The 13,871-nt window shown below is 65.2% G+C and carries 13 protein-coding genes; 6 read left to right on the top strand and 7 right to left on the bottom strand.

Annotated elements, in window-relative coordinates; translation table 11 throughout:
• Window positions 1-275 precede the first annotated feature (275 nt).
• The gene (fba, locus tag NKI15_RS16535; RefSeq protein WP_352514647.1) at window positions 276-1,340 is read left to right on the top strand and encodes a class II fructose-bisphosphate aldolase; all 1,065 of its coding nucleotides are present in this window, start codon (window positions 276-278) and stop codon (window positions 1,338-1,340) included.
• A gap of 160 nt (window positions 1,341-1,500) precedes the next feature.
• Here fba and NKI15_RS16540 read toward each other — a convergent pair whose 3' ends face one another.
• The 5 genes from NKI15_RS16540 to NKI15_RS16560 form a co-directional block, all read right to left on the bottom strand.
• On the bottom strand, window positions 1,501-2,607 hold the full coding sequence (locus NKI15_RS16540) for an isopenicillin N synthase family dioxygenase (protein WP_023704826.1): 1,107 nt from the start codon (window positions 2,605-2,607) through the stop codon (window positions 1,501-1,503).
• A 137-nt stretch (window positions 2,608-2,744) separates the two neighbouring features.
• On the bottom strand, window positions 2,745-3,401 hold the full coding sequence (locus NKI15_RS16545; protein WP_023668578.1) for a methionine ABC transporter permease: 657 nt from the start codon (window positions 3,399-3,401) through the stop codon (window positions 2,745-2,747).
• Window positions 3,382-4,470, bottom strand: a complete 1,089-nt coding sequence (locus NKI15_RS16550) for a methionine ABC transporter ATP-binding protein (protein ID WP_023704825.1) — start codon at window positions 4,468-4,470, stop codon at window positions 3,382-3,384. The genes NKI15_RS16545 and NKI15_RS16550 overlap by 20 nt, the downstream gene beginning before the upstream one ends.
• An 83-nt stretch (window positions 4,471-4,553) precedes the next feature.
• On the bottom strand, window positions 4,554-5,408 hold the full coding sequence (locus tag NKI15_RS16555) for a MetQ/NlpA family lipoprotein (protein ID WP_023668580.1): 855 nt from the start codon (window positions 5,406-5,408) through the stop codon (window positions 4,554-4,556).
• 172 nt (window positions 5,409-5,580) lie between these two features.
• On the bottom strand, window positions 5,581-6,264 hold the full coding sequence (locus tag NKI15_RS16560) for an SDR family NAD(P)-dependent oxidoreductase (protein ID WP_023704824.1): 684 nt from the start codon (window positions 6,262-6,264) through the stop codon (window positions 5,581-5,583).
• A 213-nt stretch (window positions 6,265-6,477) separates the two neighbouring features.
• Between NKI15_RS16560 and NKI15_RS16565 the strand changes: the two genes are divergently transcribed.
• Window positions 6,478-7,593, top strand: coding sequence for an anhydro-N-acetylmuramic acid kinase (locus NKI15_RS16565; RefSeq protein WP_023709179.1), 1,116 nt, complete (start codon window positions 6,478-6,480; stop codon window positions 7,591-7,593).
• Here the strand turns inward: NKI15_RS16565 and NKI15_RS16570 are convergent.
• Window positions 7,590-8,009, bottom strand: a complete 420-nt coding sequence (locus NKI15_RS16570) for a GNAT family N-acetyltransferase (RefSeq protein ID WP_023692175.1) — start codon at window positions 8,007-8,009, stop codon at window positions 7,590-7,592. The two genes, NKI15_RS16565 and NKI15_RS16570, sit on opposite strands and share 4 nt — an antisense overlap.
• Before the next feature lie 60 nt (window positions 8,010-8,069).
• Window positions 8,070-9,248, bottom strand: a complete 1,179-nt coding sequence (locus NKI15_RS16575; RefSeq protein WP_023704822.1) for an MFS transporter — start codon at window positions 9,246-9,248, stop codon at window positions 8,070-8,072.
• Window positions 9,249-9,296: 48 nt separating this feature from the next.
• On the opposite strand from NKI15_RS16575, the gene NKI15_RS16580 reads away from it, so the two are divergent.
• From NKI15_RS16580 to NKI15_RS16595, 4 genes are all read left to right on the top strand, one after another.
• Entirely contained in the window at window positions 9,297-9,836 is a 540-nt protein-coding gene (locus tag NKI15_RS16580) for an Lrp/AsnC family transcriptional regulator (protein WP_023724276.1), read from the top strand.
• Between the two features lie 98 nt (window positions 9,837-9,934).
• On the top strand, window positions 9,935-11,338 hold the full coding sequence (locus tag NKI15_RS16585; RefSeq protein WP_023684463.1) for an SWIM zinc finger family protein: 1,404 nt from the start codon (window positions 9,935-9,937) through the stop codon (window positions 11,336-11,338).
• Window positions 11,335-12,768, top strand: coding sequence for a DUF5691 domain-containing protein (locus tag NKI15_RS16590; RefSeq protein WP_023704821.1), 1,434 nt, complete (start codon window positions 11,335-11,337; stop codon window positions 12,766-12,768). The genes NKI15_RS16585 and NKI15_RS16590 overlap by 4 nt, the downstream gene beginning before the upstream one ends.
• A 19-nt stretch (window positions 12,769-12,787) precedes the next feature.
• Window positions 12,788-13,867, top strand: a complete 1,080-nt coding sequence (locus tag NKI15_RS16595; RefSeq protein ID WP_023687038.1) for an ATP-binding protein — start codon at window positions 12,788-12,790, stop codon at window positions 13,865-13,867.
• Window positions 13,868-13,871: the final 4 nt, after the last annotated feature.

Genomic DNA, 13,871 nt, shown 5'->3' on the forward strand with positions numbered 1-13,871 from the left:
GGCGTTCCTTCGCGGGAATCAGGTGACGTGAACAATCACCAGCCTGCCATGACCGCCCCCTCTCAGCGAATTTGCAGAACTCTCAGCACACTACCCTCAATGGGGGAGATTAGCGCCTCACCGGCTGGCTACCGGATTTCAGCCCTGCAACAAGAATTGCGGCCTCGATGGCCGCTGACGGTTGCGGTTCTGGCGAAATCCGGCCAGAAGCATCTAGGCCGGCAATCGGCCGGCCCGCGACGTTGCGCTTGAAACCAGATACGGGAGACTATTGGGTGGCTCGCATAACACTGAGACAATTGCTCGATCACGCCGCCGAGTACGGCTACGGCGTACCCGCTTTCAACATGAACAATATGGAACAGGGCCTCGCCATCATGGAGGCGGCCGAGGAGACCAAGTCGCCGGTCATCCTGCAGGCCAGCCGCGGCGCCCGCGCCTACGCCAATGATGTGGTGCTGGCCAAGCTGATCGACGCGCTGGTCGAAATCCACCCCGACATTCCGGTCTGCATGCATCTCGACCACGGCAACAACGAAGCCACCTGCATCACCGCCATCCAGTACGGCTTCACCTCTGTCATGATGGACGGCTCGCTGAAAGAGGACGGCAAGACGCCGGCCGACTATGCCTACAATTCCGGCATCACCCGGCGCGTCGTCGACATGGCGCATTGGGGCGGCGTGTCGGTGGAAGGCGAGATCGGTGTGCTCGGTTCGCTTGAGAGCGGCGGCGGCGAGCAGGAGGACGGCCACGGCGTCGAAGGCGCCATCAGCCACGACCAGCTCTTGACCGATCCGGAACAGGCGGTCGAGTTCGTCAAGGACACCCATGTCGATGCGCTGGCAGTCGCCATGGGCACCAGCCACGGCGCCTACAAATTTTCGCGCAAGCCAGACGGCGCGGTGCTGGCGATGAACGTCATCGAGGAAATCCACCGCCGCCTGCCCAACATGCATCTGGTGATGCACGGCTCGTCCTCAGTGCCCGAGGACCTGCAGGAAATCATCAATAGATATGGCGGCCAGATGAAGCCGACCTGGGGCGTGCCGGTGGAAGAGATCCAGCGCGGCATCAAGCACGGCGTGCGCAAGATCAACATCGACACCGACAACCGCATGGCGCTGACCGGCGCCATCCGCAAGGTGCTTACCGAAAACCCGTCGGAGTTCGATCCGCGCAAATATTTGACGCCGGCCATGGCTGCGATGCGCAAGCTGTGCAAGGAGCGCTTCGAGCAGTTCGGCACCGCCGGCAACGCGCAGAAGATCAAGCCGCTGCCGGTGGCCGAGATGGCCAAGCGCTACAAGTCGGGGAGCCTTGATCCGAAGTTTGGGTGAAGTCCCCTGGCGCCTCTACCTTCTCCCTTGTGGGGAAGAAAGAAGAGCTATTGACATAAAAAAGGCCGGGCGCGAAAGCGGCCCGGCCAAAAGAAGGTCAAGAACCTTCAGAGGGGAACACCGCTCGGTGGAATGGGAGGAAACCGCCGAACGATAATTCCTATATGCGCGTATTCGCCGCATATGGCGACGAACGGCTTTCTAAAACAACGCGAGATTCGGAAATTTCGTTCTCGTTTTGAAAGATTTCAGCCGGTGAGGCGTCGGTTTCCAGAAGATCGGCATAGTGCCGGCGCGCCACGTCGGGATGCGAGCGCAGGCGGCTCTTCAGCACATTGGTGCCGACATTGCGAAACAGCGGGTTGTCGGGATCGCTGGCCGGCCCCCGCGCCTCGGCCGCTACATCCTCGGGCAGGTCGAGCAGCGGAATCGTGGCGTCGAGCCGGGCGCTGAAGAAGAACGGGACCGAGACGCGCTCGACGCCGGCCGGCGGTGTCACCACACGGTGGACTGTCGCCCGGAGATAGCCGTTCGACGCCAGTTCGAGCAGTTCGCCGATGTTGACCACCAGCGTGTCGGGCAGCGGATCGACGTCGACCCAGGCGCCGTCATATTCGACCTGCAGCCCCTTGTTCTCGTCCTGCAGCAGAAGCGTCAGGAAACCGCCATCCTTGTGCGCGCCGACGCCCTGGTTGTCGCCGGTGGCGTCGCGGCCGGGGTAGCGCACGATCTTCATGCGATGGTTGGGCTCGGCCCGGTAGATCGGATCGAAGGCGTCCTCGGCCTGGTCGAGCGACAAAGCGAAGGCCCTAAGCAGCCGGATCGCCACCGCGGTCGCCTTGGCCTGCCATGCGAGCAGCGCCGGCTTCAGCTCGGGCAGCGTGGCCGGCCACTGGTTGGGCCCTTGCAGCCGCGTCCAGGCGGGCACGCCGGGGCCTTGTTCGATGGCCGCGCGTTCGACGCCGATGTCGAGCTGTTCGCGCCAGTCGGCCTTGCCTTTGGTCAGCTCGCCGCCGGCGCGCGTGTAGCCGCGGAACTGCGAGGACTTGACCATTTCAATTGCCAGTTTGTCGGCTTCCGGCAGGGCAAAGAAGCGGCGCGACGCGTCGAGCACTTCTGCGGTATCCGCAGCCGATATGCCGTGGCCGGTCAAATAGAAGAAGCCGACATCGCGCGCGGCCGTGCGCAGGTCGAAGAGAAACGTTCGCCGTTCCGAAGCGCCCTGCTCGAGGCGGCCGAGATCAAGCACGGGTACGATCCTGGGCATGGTCAAGCTCCTTGTTTCGCTGTCACGGTGGCACGCAGGCCGGTCCGATCAAAGCAACGCGCAATCCAATCTCGGCCCCGATAGAGAAAGCCGACGCTGCGTTTGGCAGCCTGCCGGCAAATAACGTTCGTGGCCGCTCATCCGCGCCGGTCCAGCCTGGCGACCAGCCGGTCGCCGACCCACTGGATGCCGCAAACGAGAATGATCAGCACAATGACCACGGCGACCATGACGCTGGTCTCAAAACGCTGGTAGCCATAGCGGATGGCGAGATCGCCGAGCCCGCCGGCACCGATGGCGCCGGCCATGGCCGAAGCGCCGATCAGCGTTACCAGCGTCACCGTGAAACCGGCGACGATGCCGGGCAAAGCTTCGGGCACCAGCACCTCGCGGATGATCGTCCAGCGGTTGCCGCCCATGGCGCGCGCCGCCTCGATCAGGCCGCGATCGACCTCGCGCAGCGACACTTCGGCGATGCGGGCATAGTAGGGCGTCGCCGCAATCGACAACGGCACGATCGCCGCCCAGGTGCCGATCGAGGTGCCGACGATCAGCCGCGTCACCGGGATCAGCGCCACCAGAAGGATGATGAAAGGCACCGAGCGGAAGCCGTTGATGACGGCGCCGAGCGCGCGGTTCACCCACAGGCTTTCGGCAATGCCGCCGCGCTCGGTGGCAATCAATGCCAGGCCGAGCGGCAGCCCGAAGACGAGCGAGATGAGGCCCGATGCCGCCGTCATCAGGACCGTCTCCCAGATCGAGCGCAGCAGAAGTTCAAACAGAACCGGCGACATGGCCAAGCACCTCCACCCGTGCGTCGCGGGCCTTCAGGAATGCGATTACTTTCGACAGATGTTTCGGATCGTTGCCCGCGACCGCAAGGAACAGCGTGCCGACCGGCTGCTGCTGGACATGGTCGATGCCACCATGGACGAGGCGGAACGGCCCCGGCACCGCCACCGCAAGATCGGACAGCAGCGGACCGCGCGCGGCCTCACCTGCGACGTCGACCCTGAGGATGAGCTCGGCGCCGCCTCCGGGAGCAAGCCGGCCGGCAATCTCGGCCGGCAGTTGCGGGCGGATGCCGCCGAGCAGGCTCCTGGTGATTTCGGAACGCGGCTCGGCAAAGACCGACCACACCGGGCCTTGCTCGACGATGCGCCCGGCATCGATCACCGCGACGCGGTCGGCGATCGAGCGGATCACCTCCATCTCGTGGGTGATGAGCAGGATGGTCAGGCCGAGCTGCCGGTTGATGTCTTTCAGCAAGGCCAGGATGGAGCGCGTCGTCTCCGGATCGAGCGCTGAGGTCGCCTCGTCGGACAGCAGCAGCGCTGGCCGCGCGGCCAGCGCCCTGGCGATGCCGACGCGCTGCTTCTGGCCGCCCGACAGCGAGGACGGATAGGCCTTCGCCTTCTCCGACAGGCCGACGAGGTGGAGCAATTCGGCGGCGCGCGCCAGCCGTTCGGCCTTTGGGCGGCCCTCGATCTTCAGCGGCAGCGCGACATTGTCCTCCACGGTCTTGGCCGACAGCAGATTGAAGTGCTGGAAGATCATGCCGATGCGACGCCGCAGCGGCTGCAATTCACGCTCGCCGAGCCGGCCGATCTCGCGGCCCTCGATGAAGACGTCGCCGGAGTCCGGCCGCTCCAGCCCGTTGAGGCAGCGGATCAGCGTCGACTTGCCGGCTCCGCTGCGGCCGATGATGCCGAGGATCTCGCCCTTCTTCACCGTCAGCGAGACGCCGTCGAGCGCAGGCGTCGCGCCAAAGCGGCGCTTGAGGTCGACGAGGCGTACGACATCTTCTTGCCCGGCCGATATATTGACCGGACCGGATGCCTCGGCCGTGACGTGCTGGTTCATCTCACTGTCCGTTTCAACGCTCGACAAATGCGACAGCCGCCCGCTCAACAGCGGGCCGCCTGCTCCTGACAACCAGGCGCCAATCAATAGGCGCTGATCCCGGTGCCCTTGTAGACCTTGTCGAACTCGGCCTTGACCGCCTCGTTCTGGTAGGACGCGACCAGCGTCTTCACCCACGCCTCGTTCTCGTTGCCGGATTTCACGGCGATGAAGTTGCGGTAGGGGTTGTCGGCCACTGGCTCCTGGGCGATGCGGTTGTCCGGGCCGAGACCGCTCTTCAGCGCCCAGTCGGTGTTGACGACAGCCGCGTCGAGATCCTCGACCGAGCGGCCGACAATGCCGGCGTCCAGTTCCTTGATGACGACCTTCTTAGGGTTCTCGGCAATGTCGGCGGTGGTCGCCAGGATGCCGGTGCCGTCCTTCAGCTTGATCACGCCTTCGTTCTGCAGAACGCGCAACGCGCGGCCCTCATTCGAGGGGTCGTTGGGCAAGCCGATGACGGCGCCTTCGGGCAGGTCGGCAACCTTGGTGTATTTCTTGGAGTAGAGGCCGATCGGCCAGACGCCGGTGTAGCCGACGCGCACGATGTGGTACCCTTGGGTCTTGATCTGGTTGTCGAGATAGGGCTGGTGCTGGAAGGCGTTGGCGTCGATCTCGCCGCGCTCGAGCGCCTCGTTGGGCTGGGTGTAGTCGTTGAACACCACGGTCTCGACGGTCAGGCCTTTTTCGGCGGCCTGGGCGACGACGACGCGCCAGACATCCTCATCCTCGCCGCTGATGATGCCGACCTTGATAGACTTCTTGTCCTCGGCGAAGGACGGCGTCGGCTGAGCCAGACCGGCAAGCGTGACGGCCGAGGCAAAAAGTGCCGCAAGGGCAGCTCGCCGGCTGATGGCTGAAAAAAGAAGAGAGCTGGAAGCGTTTCCGCGTTCGGACATTGTCGATCCCTCGTAATCCTGAAGTCATTGCGGCGAGGTGGAATACCAAGCCTTGACGACATCATCGGCAATGCTGCTTGCCGGATCAAAGAACCGCATTTCTTCTCAAACACGAAGCCGGGAATATTCTCTCAAAGATTTCGCAATTGCGAGAACGGTCACGCCGGACCGGTCAGAATGTCTCGACAAAGGGCCGCAGCTCGACCTCGAAGCTCCAGGCGCTGCGATGCTGGCGATGGGTCGCGAGATAGGTCTGCGCGATCGCATCGGGCGACAGCTGGCTGTCCGGTCGCTCGGGCTTCGTCCCGACCGGCTCGATCTGGCCGTCGATAATGAAATGGGCGACATGGATGTTCTTCGGGAAGAGTTCGCGCGCCATCGACTGAGCCAGACCGCGCAGGCCGAATTTCGGCATGGCAAAGCCGGCGGAGTTGGGAAAGCCCTTGATGCTGGCGGAGGCGCCGGTGAAAAGAATCGAACCGGAGCCGCGCGCAAGCAGCCGCCGCGCCGCTTGCTGGCCGACCAGGAAGCCGCCATAGGCGCCGACAAGCAAGGCTTGTTTGACCGCATCGGGATCGACCTCGGCGATCGGGCCGCGCGTGCGGCCGCTGGCATTGAAGACGGCAAGGGCCAGCGGGCCTTGCTTGTCGGCGGCGTCAAACAGGCCGGCGACGGAGGCCGGATCGGCGACGTCGGTTTCGACGGCCAGCGCGCCGGTTTCCCCGACCAGCGCCGCGAGTTTGGCCGTGTTGCGGGCGGCCAGCACCACAAGATAGCCTTCCGTGGTGAGAAGGCGTGCCAAAGAGGCGCTCAGGCCCGCACCCGCGCCGGCGATCACTGCGACTTCGGATGCCATGTCGTTTCTCCTTGGCGATGACGTGTTCGTCTCATAGCTGGCGTCTTGAGCGGCGAGACGCAAGAACGGCGTTGCTCGATTTTCGCTGTTCGGTGAAAAACTCTGCCGGCAGGTTCGGAGCAATCGACCGCGGCCAGGGTCTTGCCTGGCGAGACAATCCGTCCGACAGGTGATTGCGTTGGAATCGCAAACGGTGTCGCAAGGGAGTCGACCGTGGAACCAATCTGGGCCGTCGGCCTGATGACCGGCACCGTGCTTGACGGCAATATCGACGTGGCGCTGATCAAGACCGATGGCGAGCGGATCGCCGATTTCGGCACCTATACGCTGGCCCCCTACCCCGCAGCGATCCGTGCCTTGCTGGAGGAGACGCTGCGTCAGGCCCGGGTGTGGAATTTCGACGGGCCCGAGCCGGCGATCTTTGCCGAAGCCGAGGAGGCGCTGACGCGGGCGCAGTCGGCGGCGGTGAAGGACCTTGTCGAAAGCTACGGCCTAACCATAGGCGATATCGGCGTGGTCGGTTTTCACGGCCAAACCGTGCTGCATCGTGCCCCGCAACCCGGGCGGCGCGGCGATACGCGCCAGTTGGGCGATGGCGCGCTGATGCATTCCATTTTGGGCGCCAAGGTCGCCTATGATTTCCGCTCGGACGATGTGCGCGCTGGCGGCCAGGGCGCACCACTGGCGGCTGCCTACCACGCGGCGCTTTTGAGGGAAGCCGACGCCAGCGGGGACACCGCTGTGCTCAATCTCGGCGGTGTCGGCAACGTCACTTGGTGGGACGGCAAGGACAACATCGTCGCCTTCGACACTGGCCCGGCCAACGCGCCGCTCAACGATTTCATCAAGGCAAACGGCCTCGGCGAGATGGACCGCGACGGCGCACTGGGCGCGGCCGGCACCGTCGATGAAGTGCGGCTGGCCAAATTGCTCCAGCATCCGTATCTGACCAAGCCCTATCCGAAATCGCTCGACCGTTTCGACTTCGGCGCCGCCATGGCCGACGGCCTCAGCGCAGAGGATGGGGCGGCGACGCTGACGGCCTTCACCGTCTCGGCCGTCGGCAAGGCGCTCGATTTGTTGCCGCGCCGGCCGAAGCGCCTAGCGGTCAGTGGCGGCGGCCGCCGCAACCCGACGATGATGGCGATGCTGGCGAGGCGCGCCAACGTCGAGGTGGTGCAGGCCGAGACACTGGGCTGGAAAGGCGATGCGGTGGAGGCCGAATGCTTTGCCTTCCTTGCCGTGCGCGTGCTGCGCGGCCTGCCGATCAGCTTTCCCAGCACCACCGGCGTGCCGCGGCCGATGCAAGGCGGGCGGCTGGCAGGTTAGAGCTTCTTCTGCAGGAAGATGCGGCTGCGGCCGATGGGAAAGTCAGGCAGCTCGCCGAAACGCCGGTAGCCTTGCCGCTCATAGACTTTGGCCGCTGTCGGATTGAACGTGTCGATCCAGGCGGTCTGGCAGCCCCGGGCGACTGCTTCGCGCTCGGCAGCGTCCAGCATGTCGCCGGCCATATGCTGGCCGCGCAGGCGTTCGTCGACCCACAGCCATTGCACATAGAGCCAGCCCCAGGCGGTGTATCCCGAAATGCCGGCGACGACAGCGCCGTGCTCGTCACGAACGAAGACCGCGATCGGCTTGCGGCCGGAGGGGCCGACATCGCCGTCATTGAACGCCGTCAGCCGCTCGGCCAGGAAGGCGAGGTCGTCTGACGAGGGGTCGGCAGTGGTTTCAAGCGTCGTCTTCATCCGGGCGGGGCTCGCATGGCAAGCCAAGCTCTAGCGAAGGACGGGATGAGGACGCAAGCTTTACGGCTTGATGGGCGGCGGCGACCGCCATGACCCCGCTGCTGCCGCAACCAGCATCAGCACGGCGGCAACGATCGCGCAGATGGCAAAGCCGAATGTCGAATAAAGCGGCCCGAAGCTGGTGGTGCCGATGAAGACGGCGAGGTAGGTGACCGAACTGTTCAGGCCCATGATGGTGCCACGGCGCGACGGATCGAGCGCGGTAAGGCGCATCACCAGCACGTTCAGGCCGAAATGATTGGCAAGGCCCCATATGGCGATCATAGCCAGGATCAGCACGAAATTGCTGCTTGCGAGCGCGATGGCGACATAGACGACGGCGACCAGCAGATAGGCGAAGGGCATGACGCGCCGCGCGCCGATGCGGTCGATGACGCCGTCGAGGAAGGCCGCGGCGCCGAAGCCGGCGCCATAGGCGAGCGCGGCCAGCGCATTGGCGCTGACGGGCTCGCCCAGATCCTGGTGCAGATGATCGCCGAGATAGCCGTAGACGCCGTAAAAAGCGGTCATGAAGGCGGTGCAGGCGATGAGCAGCGGCACGATCCCCGGAATGGCCAGCGCAACGAACGGCGACGGTGCCGGGCCGCTCTTCCTGACGTCGCTGAGCGAGGTCATCGACAAGGCAGCAAGCGCAATGGCGGAAAGCACCGCGACGGCGGCGAAGACGGCGCGCCAGTGCACGAGATCGGCAAGCACGGCCGACAGCGACACGCCGGCCACCATGGAGACCGTCCAGCCGGTCAGCACGACGCCGATCGTGCCGCTTTCGCGGCCGGGCGGCGCAATTGCCGCTGCACTGGCATAGATGGCCGGCATGGCGACGCCGGCGGCGATGCCGGCGACGGCCTGGGCCGCGACCAGCATGATCACCGTCGGCGCCAGCGCGCTGGCGAGAAGCCCGACGGCCAGAAGAAGCAGCGCGCCCTGCAGCATGCGGCGGGCGCCGACGCCGTCGATATAGCGGGCGAGGAACAACGCGCTGGCCGAAGTGCCGAGGCCGAAGGCGGCCGACGCGGCCATCACCGCCGGCACGCTGGTGCCGAAGGATGCGGCGACTGCCGGAGCAATTGGACCCAGGACCAGCGAGTTCGAGCCGATGACGGCGATGCAGCCGGTCAGGAGATAGGCCAGCGCCGGGATCGGCTGATGGAGCGTTGCAGCTTGATGCGCGTTCGTCATCGGGTCATAATGGCCGAACTGAATTCCGCGACAACAAGGAATTTCGATATGGACGAAGAAACAGATGGGGTTCTGCAGAACAAGGTAGCTCCCCGAGAGCTCGACGCAATCGACCGAAAAATATTAGGCGTGCTGGTCGAGGATGCGACGATCAGCTACGCCGAACTTGGCGAACGCGTCTGCCTGTCGCCGCCGGCGGCGCATGAGCGGGTCAAGCGCCTGCGGCGCAGCGGCGCCATCCGCGGCACGGCTGTGATCATCGACCCGAAGGCGGTGAAAAAGCCGCTGCTCACCTTCGTGCATATCGATACCAAGGGCTGGGGCAAGACGCCGGAGCTGATGGCCGTTTCGCAATATCCTGAGGTCGAGGAAATCCATTCGGTGGCCGGCGACACCTGCCTGCTGCTCAAGGTCCGCACCGAGGACACCAGGGCGCTCGAAGGCCTGCTGGCGCGTCTCTACGAAACGCCCGGCGTCACCTCGACGCGAAGCTATGTCGTGCTGTCGACCTATCTCGAGCGCCCGGTGCAGCCCGAGATCACGGCGCAATGGCCGACGCCCCGGCATATGGCCACGCCGTTGTACTGATCTGCGCTATCTTCGTCTTGCCGGGGCCACAACAATCCTTCACAAACGGCACCCTATATTGATGCCAGGCATTGATTTGGGGTGACGAGAGGCGCGGCTTGGAATTCGAACTGAAAACCATCGAGGCGCTGGCCCCCGATCAGGCGTCGCTAAGCGCCGCCTCGAAGCTCACCAAGCGCTCGAACTGGCCGCGGCTGGAGAAGAACGAGCAGCAGGCGCTGATCTGGGGCGAATGCCAGGGCTCGGGATCCAACCCCTATCGCACCGTCGTCGACACCGGCGACCACGGCTACAAATGCACCTGCCCGTCGCGAAAATTTCCCTGCAAGCACACGCTGGCGCTGATGTGGATCGCCGCCACGGCGCCGGCCAGCTTCACATCAGCCGAAACAACGCCGGAATGGGTCAATGACTGGCTTGGCCGGCGCAGGAAGAGTGCGCCCCCGCCGGTCGACGCAAAGTCTGGCAGGGGCGCGTCTGGCAAGAGCATTGGCGAGGCCTCGCAGGCAGAGGAAAGCACCGTCGATGACGCCGCCGCGACGGAGCGCCGCGAGACGGCGCAGCGCAAGCGGGCGGAAGATACGCGCACCGCGGTGGCAGGCGCGCTGGACGAACTCGACCAGTGGATTGCCGACCAGCTGCGGCTCGGCCTTTCCGCCTTTGCCGACGCCAGCAGCGAGCGCTGCCGCCGCATTGCCGCCAGGCTGGTCGACATGAAAGCAACGGCGCTTGCGGGACGCATCGACGAAATCCCGGCCCGGCTAATGGCGCTGCGCAGCGAGGAACGGCCGGACGCGGCGATCCGCGAACTCGGCAAGCTGGTTTTGCTGGCCAAGGCCTGGCGCTCGGCGCCAGACGATCCCGAATTGAAGCGGCTGGTGTCGGCATCCGAAACCCGCGACCAGGTGCTGGCCAATCCCGATGCAAGACAGGTCGACAGCCAGTGGGAAGTCATCGGCGAGAAGATCGAGACCCGCCGCGACGGCCTTGTCAGCCATTCTACCTGGCTGCTCGACCTGAAAAGCCCGACGCCGCAATTTGCGCTGCTACTCGATTTCTTTCCGGCCTCGGCCGGCCGCCGCTCTGCCGCGTTCACACCTGGCGACCGGTTCGATGCAAGGCTGGTGTTCTATCCGTCACGCCAACGGCTGCGGGCGCTGGTAGCGGAGCGCAAGGGCGATGTCGTGTCGGGCGCCTGGCCGGATTTCGGCCTCGGCATTGTCAAGGATCCGCTGGCGGCGCATGCGGCGCACCAGGACGCAGCACCCTGGTCGACCGATAGCCCGCTGATGCTGCCTGCCGGCGCGATCCTGCTCGATGAGCGCGGCACCGCCTGGTGGCAAGCGGCGCACGACCCGCAAGGGATCGCCCTGCCTGTCGCCGGAACCGTCGATCAAACCGTGCTCGGTCTCGACCTTTCGGCAACGGCAGCCCTGTGGAACGGCGCGCGGCTCGATCTGCTCGCCGCGCAAAGCGGCTTCGGGAGGCTCGATCTGTCATGAACGAGCTCGAGCAAACCGGCCTGGCGACGATGCGCGACTGCTGGATCACCGGCGGAACTGCGTTCGATCTGGCGCCAGCCGCGTGGAAGGAAATCGCCGGCGGCGCAAGCCCGGACGAACGGGAGCGGCTGTTGCTGGCCATCGCCGCGCAGGCGCTCGATGTGGGCTTAAGGCCAGCCGCGCCGAAGTCGCTGAAGCGGCGCCCGCCGCTGCCGAGGCTTGGCCTGCCGCTGCTGCCGGAGCGGTTGCGGCCGCTGTTGCGGGCTGCCTTGAAGAACACCGCCGATGCGCGGCGCAAGGCGCGCGTGGCGACGCTCGTCGCCGGCCGTGGCTACGTGCTGCATCCGATGGACTGGATGCCGTCGGCATCAGACCAGAACAGCCCTGACATCTATGCGCCGTGGATCGACTGGCAGGCCAGCGTCGAGGGGCTGAAGATTGCGCCGCAGGAGCAACTGACGGTGCAGAACTGGGATGACTTTTACCCCGCCGCGCGCCGTATCGCGTTGACCGAGATGCGCCGTCGCGATCCGGCCACGGCCCGCAGCCTGATGGAAGCGAAGGCGCCCGGCGAGCCGGCGGAAGTCCGGCTGGCACTGATCGAACTCATGCATTTCGGCCTGACGCCTGAGGACGCGCCGTTCCTGAAAAGCCTGGCCACTGACCGCTCCGGCAAGGTGCAGGAACTGGCGAGCCGGCTGCTGGCGAGGTTGGGCGAGCACGGTCGTGTTGGTGGCGGTGCCGACGATCCCGTTGCCGAACTTGCCGCCTTCATCGCAGAAGGCAAATCCGGCTTTATCCGCCGCCGCACCACCTACACCCCGGCAAAACTCAAATCCCCGGCGCAGGAAAAGCGCCGCGCCGAACTGTTCGAGACCTGCAATCTGGTCGACCTTGCTTCCCGATTTGGGGTCAGCGAACCCGATTTCATTGCAGCCTGGCAGTTCGGTGCCGACAACAATGCCGACATCCAGATCTCACGAATGGTCGCCGCGTCGGGCAGCGACGCTGCAGTAACGCAGATGGCCGACACGCTGATCGCCGAGGGTGGCAAGCCGGCACTGTTCGTGCTGCACCTGACACCGCGCCTGGATAGCCGCAGGAAGCGTGTCCTGGTCAGATTGATCCTGAAAGATACGCCGCAGTATATTAGCGCGCTCACCCTTGCCGAGGGCTTCGAAGCCAACTGGCTGGAATGGCCCGACATGACGAACGGCCAGGGCTTGGCGGCATTGCGTTCGGCTGTCGCCGGCGATGATGACGCTATGAAGCGAACCGCCGACGACCTGCTGGAAACGATGGGCTTTCTGGCCACTGCGGCGACAGGGGAAAAATTGATCGAGCATGTCGTTGCGGCTGGCATGCCGCCGGCGGCAGCCTCGCTCGCTTTCCTGCGCCTCAACGCGGCCCTGACGGGAACCAACACATGACAATCCGGAGAACAGCACCATGAACGCAGCCATCCGCCTCCCTGTCGAGCAGGCCTATGCCGCTGAACTGCAGGCGCTGGCGCGCAATGACGAACGCCAGAAGCCGGCCGGATGGAGCCTGTCGCCGAAGGCCGTGCTGACCTATCTGCTCGGCGGCAAGGCAAGCGACGGCACCGTGATATCGCCGAAATATGTTGGCCGCCGCCGGCTGATGGAAACCGCGGTGGCGACACTCGCTACCGACCGCGCGCTGCTGTTGCTCGGCGTTCCCGGCACCGCCAAGTCCTGGGTGTCGGAACATCTCGCCGCCGCCATCATGGGCAACTCGACGCTAATCGTGCAGTGCACGGCCGGCACCGACGAGAACCAGGTCCGCTACGGCTGGAACTATGCGCAGCTTTTGGCCAAAGGGCCGAGCCAGGAGGCGCTGGTGCCGACGCCGCTCTACCGCGCCATGGAGAGCGGCAAGCTATGCCGCCTGGAAGAGTTGACGCGCATGGGCTCCGATGTACAGGATACGCTGATCACCGTGCTGTCGGAAAAGATGATGCCGATCCCGGAACTCAACACGTCGCTCTATGCCCAGCGCGGCTTCAACATCATCGCCACCGCAAACAACCGCGACAAGGGCGTCAACGAGCTGTCCTCGGCGCTGAAACGCCGCTTCAATGTGGTGGTGCTGCCGCTGCCCGAGGACATGGCGGAAGAGGTGGCGATCGTCTCCAAGCGGGTCGACGAGATGGCCGGCGGGCTCGACCTGCCGGTGCCGAAAAATGTCGGCGAGGAGATCGCTCGCGTGTTGACCATTTTCCGCGAGCTGCGCTCGGGCGCAACCGCCGACGGCAAGGTGACGCTAAAGACGCCTTCGGGTTCGCTCTCGACCGCCGAGGCGATCGCCACCATGGTCGGCGGCCTCAGCCAGGCGGCGTGGTTCGACAGCGGCAAGCTCGGCGCCGAAGGCCTCGCCGCCAGCCTTGTCGGTGCCATCGTCAAGGACCCGGTGCAGGACAAGGTGGTGCTGGAGGAATATCTCGAAACGGTGCTCAAGAAGCGGCCGGACTATGCCGGCTATTACGCGGCGCTGAACGCAGCGATCTGAGGTC

This window comes from Mesorhizobium sp. M0862 (assembly GCF_040319795.1).
In the GTDB taxonomy this organism is placed as follows: domain Bacteria; phylum Pseudomonadota; class Alphaproteobacteria; order Rhizobiales; family Rhizobiaceae; genus Mesorhizobium.